Origin of the sequence: Bacillus manliponensis, assembly GCF_000712595.1 — a bacterium.
GTDB lineage: Bacteria > Bacillota > Bacilli > Bacillales > Bacillaceae_G > Bacillus_A > Bacillus_A manliponensis.
This window is the reverse complement of record NZ_JOTN01000051.1, coordinates 1-5,213: the sequence shown is the minus strand read 5'-3', so window position 1 is coordinate 5,213 and position 5,213 is coordinate 1. Positions and strand designations below refer to the sequence as shown.

Below are 5,213 nucleotides of genomic sequence, written 5' to 3'. Positions count from 1 at the left end.
AACGAACAAGACCTAATTTCGGTAGTTTAATCGTATTGCCAATAATTACGATGTTCCCATTCGTGTGTTTCGTTGTATAGGACTGTACTTTGTTCCTTTTGGATTTGAAGCGTGGTGCGTCATTCTGTTTCTCGAAAAAACGGTCAAATGCATCTGCAAGATTTCTAATAGATGATTGCACTGCAATACTATCTACTTCTTTTAACCAAGCAAGTTCTTTTTTCATTGCAGGAAGTTCAGCCGAACATATACCATACGTTAATCCTTGTCCTGTTTCTTTATAAGTTCGATTCCATTTTGTTAAAAAGTGATTAAATACAAATCGAGAACACCCAATTGTTTTATTGATTAAAATTGCTTGTTCCTTATTCGGATAGATACGAAATTTAAACGCTTTATTGATAATCATGACTTTCACCTCCCTTTCTGTTACGATATACATATTTTATCAATCTCGATGCAATTTGTATATTATTAGGAGATTTTTATAGAAAAGCAAGCGCTTTTAAAAAGCGTAGACGAATACAAAGACCGAAAAGGTTTCGGTACTCATATCCAAATTATTTTTCATTCATTACAAGTAGCACTCGAACAGTCGGACAATCGAGATGGAAAAGAACCCATCCCTTGTCCGAAGCCAATTCATCTCCCACCTACTCACTGGGCTACACCCTTCACGTTCCTTGAGAAAGGAGTATTCTTGGCTGAAATGATAAAATTCATTTCACCTTCTCATAGATTTTTATTACAGTTTCAACAAGTATAATGAACACCAAAATTACACAAAAAATAAGTACAGATTGAAATACCGATCCAAACGTAACAAATCCTAATCCAAATGATGATACATGAGTCGTCGACATTTCAAATGAACCCGATTGCATACTAAGAAAAGAAGAAACAAAAAATGAAGAGAAAATAGAAACAACTAAATAAATCACATTCATTACTTTTAATACTTTAATAGCTGTATAAGAAGTCTCCTCTTCTATAGGCACCTCACCTGCATCTTTTGCTTTTTGCAAACAATCCTCACATAAAAACTCTTCATTCACTTTTTTTCCACCATGAACGGGACCTGTAATTTCCCTACATCTCGAACATTTTCGATTAAACATATACATCACCCCTTCTACCTACAACAATATTCGTTATTTTTTTACATATACCTTTCTAAACTTCAAACGAAATGCAAGTTGCACAACAATACAATTCACCCCCCTATTTCTGATTATTCTTAATTATTTTTAAAACCCAGTTGATTTATCAGATTAATATGTATTATAATGATAAAAAATTGATATGAGGCTGATTGGAAAACCAAAGGCACTTTTCTCACACGAGGAAAGTGCCTTTTTCATTATCAAGAATTACTTTACAGAAAACAGGGGGATTTTATATGCAAAAATTAATTATCTTTGCCATCATCGGATTCTTCGCTCAATTAATTGACGGAGCACTCGGAATGGCATATGGAGTGACTTCTTCTTCATTATTACTAATGTTTGGAATTGCACCAGCTGTTGCATCTGCATCTGTCCATCTATCTGAAGTTGTAACGACTGCAGCGTCTGGTGTTTCACATATACGGTTTGGAAACGTTGATAAATACACCGTCTCGCGTCTAACATTGCCCGGTGCTATCGGTGCTTTTATCGGTGCTTGCTTTTTAAGTAACTTACCCGGAGATATTGTAAAACCTTACATTTCTATTTTTCTATTTTCATTAGGAGTGTATATTTTATTACGATTCATTTTACAAAAACAAATTGTTCGTACGACGAAACGTATGTCTAGTAAACAGTTAGTTCCTCTCGGACTCTTCGCTGGTTTTATCGATTCAACTGGCGGCGGTGGTTGGGGGCCAATTACAACTCCGGTTTTGCTAGCAAAAGGCAATGAAGCAAGGAAAGTGGTTGGATCTGTTGATACAAGTGAATTTCCAGTCGCATTAGCTGCCTCAATTGGTTTTCTCATTTCACTTGGCTGGGAACAAATTAGCTGGTTTTGGGTATTAGCTCTCATGCTTGGGGGCATTGTTGCAGCACCAATTGCGGCTTGGTTAGTACGAACAATCCCTTCTCATCTACTTGGTGTATTTGTTGGTGGAATCATTATTTTAACAAACCTTCGTACATTATTATTAACTTTTTCAGTGGAGCAAGATGTTTTAACGCTTTCTTACGTTGCAGTTATTCTGATTGTAATCATTGCCCTTATCTTTTCAATCCGAAATCATGCGCAACATACAAAGCAAAATGTTGCATATAACGATCAAAAACAAGTTTCTCCATAAGAGAAGCTTGTTTTATTTTGTCCCTTTAAAATTACAATTGTCGATTATTGTCACATTTTATTTTTCTGAATTTTCTTTTTATTTAAAGGTTTTTTCTATATTTTTTCGAAATTATGTATAATGCTTTTCAGCAAAGAATGAAACTACTATTAGATTTACATATTTTTCAGGTTAGGGGGAGCCTGAAAATGTTATTAAAAATAGCTATTTTTTACAAATCATTTTTTTATTTTTATCAAAATAATTATAAATGCAGTATATTAGAAATTTAAACGATAACAAAAGCCATCTTATCTAATTTCTCGCTATTTTTAAAACTTTAGAACCTCTCCCACACCTTATACGAAAAGGAGTGGTATAAATGAACGGCGAGACAAACAATGCTATCTCTACAGCAAAGAATCAAACAGTACAAACAGAAACTGAACTTAGACGCGGTTTAAAGTCTCGACATCTTACAATGATTTCACTTGGGGGGACAATTGGAACTGGACTATTTTTAGCAAGTGGAGGTGTCATTCATGCCGCTGGGCCTGGCGGTGCTCTTGTTGCCTATGCAGCAATTGGAATTATGGTCTACTTTTTAATGACAAGCTTAGCAGAACTTGCTGCGTACATGCCTGTTACTGGTTCTTTTAGTACGTATGCAACAAAATTTGTTGACCCTGCTTTTGGCTTTGCACTTGGCTGGAATTATTGGTATAACTGGGCAATTACTGTTGCTGCTGAACTTGCTGCGGTTACACTCATCATGAAGTTTTGGTTCCCTGATGCACCTTCTCTCATTTGGAGCGGCCTTTGTTTAGCTATTATGTTTCTTTTTAATTACTTATCAGTTAAAGGTTTTGGAGAAGCTGAATATTGGTTTGCACTCATTAAAGTTGCTACAATTATTATCTTTTTAATTGTTGGATTTTTAATGATTTTTGGGATCATGGGCGGAGAAGCTGTTGGCTTCAAAAACTTCACAATTGCTGATGCGCCTTTCCACGGTGGATTCATGGCCATTATTGGTGTATTTATGGCAGCTGGATTCTCCTTCCAAGGTACAGAGTTGTTAGGGGTAGCTGCTGGTGAAACAAAGGATCCAGAACGCAATATTCCGAAGGCAATCCGCTCTATCTTTTGGCGTATTTTACTGTTTTATATTTTAGCTATTCTTGTTATCGGTCTTTTAATTCCGTATACGACAGAAAGCCTTGCTGCAAGTGACGTAACTGTCAGTCCTTTTACACTTATTTTAGATAAAGCAGGTATTGCATTTGCTGCTTCTGTTATGAACGCTGTTATTTTAACAGCTGTCCTTTCAGCCGGTAACTCTGGTATGTATGCATGTACTCGTATGCTTTGGGATTTAGCAAGACAAGGAAAAGCACCAAAATTTTTAGGAAAACTAAATAAGCGCGGCGTTCCTGTAAATGCGTTAATCGCAACATCATTAGTTGGATCAGCTGCATTTTTAGCTTCCTTATTTGGTGATGGAGCTGTATATATATGGCTGTTAAACGCTTCTGGTATGTCTGGATTTATCGCATGGGTTGGGATTGCGATTAGTCACTATCGTTTCCGTAAAGCATATACAGCACAAGGAAAAGATTTAAAAGACTTACCATACAAAGCAAAATGGTTCCCATTTGGTCCACTCTTCGCTTTCTCACTTTGTACTGTTATCATTCTTGGTCAAAACTACGGTGCATTTATGGGAGAATCAATCGACTGGAACGGTGTGCTCATTTCGTATATTGGATTACCGCTTTTCATTGCAGTTTGGTTAGGTTATAAGTTTACGAAGAAAACAAAAGTCATTCCACTTGATAAATGCGAGCTGAAATAAAAAGTAAAGGTGTACCAACGTCTTGTTGGTACACCTTTACTTTCGAGAAATATTCTCTACAAATTCACCGATTGATTCATGAAATACATAATCAAAATAAGACTCTTTCCCTGTTGGTTCATTGTTTACAAGAATGATTGTTGCCCCTGCTTCCCTTTTCGCAATTTCAGGAAATGATGCAACTGGTTGCACCTTTAATGAAGTCCCCATCACAAGTAGTACGTCTGTTTCATATATACGCTCCACCGCTTGTTTATACTGCGGTAACGTATCTCCATATAAAACGACATCCGGATTTAAAATAAATTTACATTTTTCACAGCGCGGTACATCATTTGCAATCATATAAGATAAGTCATATTTCCTCTGGCATTTTAAACAGTGAGAAGTTTGCAACGTACCATGTAAATCAATGACATGTTTACTTCCAGCCAACTGGTGTAGTCCATCAATATTTTGTGTTAACACAGTAACATCTTTACCTTGTTGTTCTAACTCCACACAAAATACGTGACCACGATTTGGTTTATACTGATGGAACGTATCAATTTGAAAGATTGCCTTATAATGTTTCCAAAATTCTTTTGGTCTACGGTTATAATATCCTCTCGATAAATATGTTTCCACATTAGCATCTTCATATAATCCATCTGCAGAACGGAAGTCTTTTATCCCACTTTCCGTACTCGCACCTGCACCAGTAAGTATTGTAATTTTCTTTGCTTTCTCTAATATTGTACGAACTTCCTTGTATTGTCCCATCTATTTCACCTCTATCCATTATTATAACAAGTTTTTCTTGCTAGTTTCTCATTAGTGCGTTGCACCACCAATTTCTATAATATCTTCCTTTACTTCTAATGCAGTTTCTATTAGCAACTCCATTCCTTCTGTAATTGTCGTAAGCGACATACTCGGTTGTCCTTGATGAAAACTTGCCTGTTCTAACAAAAATGGAATATGAACAAAGCCTGCTCGTACATTCATCTTTTCTTTTGCTAACATATGCATTAATCCTTGAACTACCCACCACTTAACGCCCTTACGGACTGGTTTGAAGTGGGGGATTCCTACGAACTCCGT

Annotated in this window: 5 protein-coding genes and 1 pseudogene; 2 read left to right on the top strand and 4 right to left on the bottom strand. The window is 36.2% G+C overall.

Features of this window, described 5'->3' with window-relative positions; all coding sequences use genetic code 11:
• Both BAMA_RS22990 and BAMA_RS22985 read right to left on the bottom strand, forming a co-directional pair.
• Window positions 1–409 (bottom strand): RNA-guided endonuclease TnpB family protein (locus BAMA_RS22990; RefSeq protein WP_034644334.1); only part of this gene is annotated, 409 nt, incomplete at its 3' end.
• Window positions 410–719: 310 nt separating this feature from the next.
• On the bottom strand, window positions 720–1,118 hold the full coding sequence (locus BAMA_RS22985; RefSeq protein ID WP_034644332.1) for a DUF3980 domain-containing protein: 399 nt from the start codon (window positions 1,116–1,118) through the stop codon (window positions 720–722).
• Window positions 1,119–1,276: 158 nt separating this feature from the next.
• On the opposite strand from BAMA_RS22985, the pseudogene BAMA_RS22980 reads away from it, so the two are divergent.
• Window positions 1,277–2,296 (top strand): annotated as a pseudogene (locus BAMA_RS22980) (sulfite exporter TauE/SafE family protein).
• 361 nt (window positions 2,297–2,657) lie between these two features.
• Window positions 2,658–4,130, top strand: coding sequence for an amino acid permease (locus tag BAMA_RS22975; protein ID WP_034644327.1), 1,473 nt, complete (start codon window positions 2,658–2,660; stop codon window positions 4,128–4,130).
• 36 nt (window positions 4,131–4,166) lie between these two features.
• Here BAMA_RS22975 and BAMA_RS22970 read toward each other — a convergent pair whose 3' ends face one another.
• Complete coding sequence (locus tag BAMA_RS22970) at window positions 4,167–4,892, bottom strand: NAD-dependent protein deacylase (protein WP_034644326.1); 726 nt, start codon at window positions 4,890–4,892, stop codon at window positions 4,167–4,169.
• Between the two features lie 51 nt (window positions 4,893–4,943).
• The coding region (locus tag BAMA_RS22965; protein WP_034644324.1) for a pyroglutamyl-peptidase I family protein at window positions 4,944–5,213 on the bottom strand (270 nt) is incomplete at its 5' end.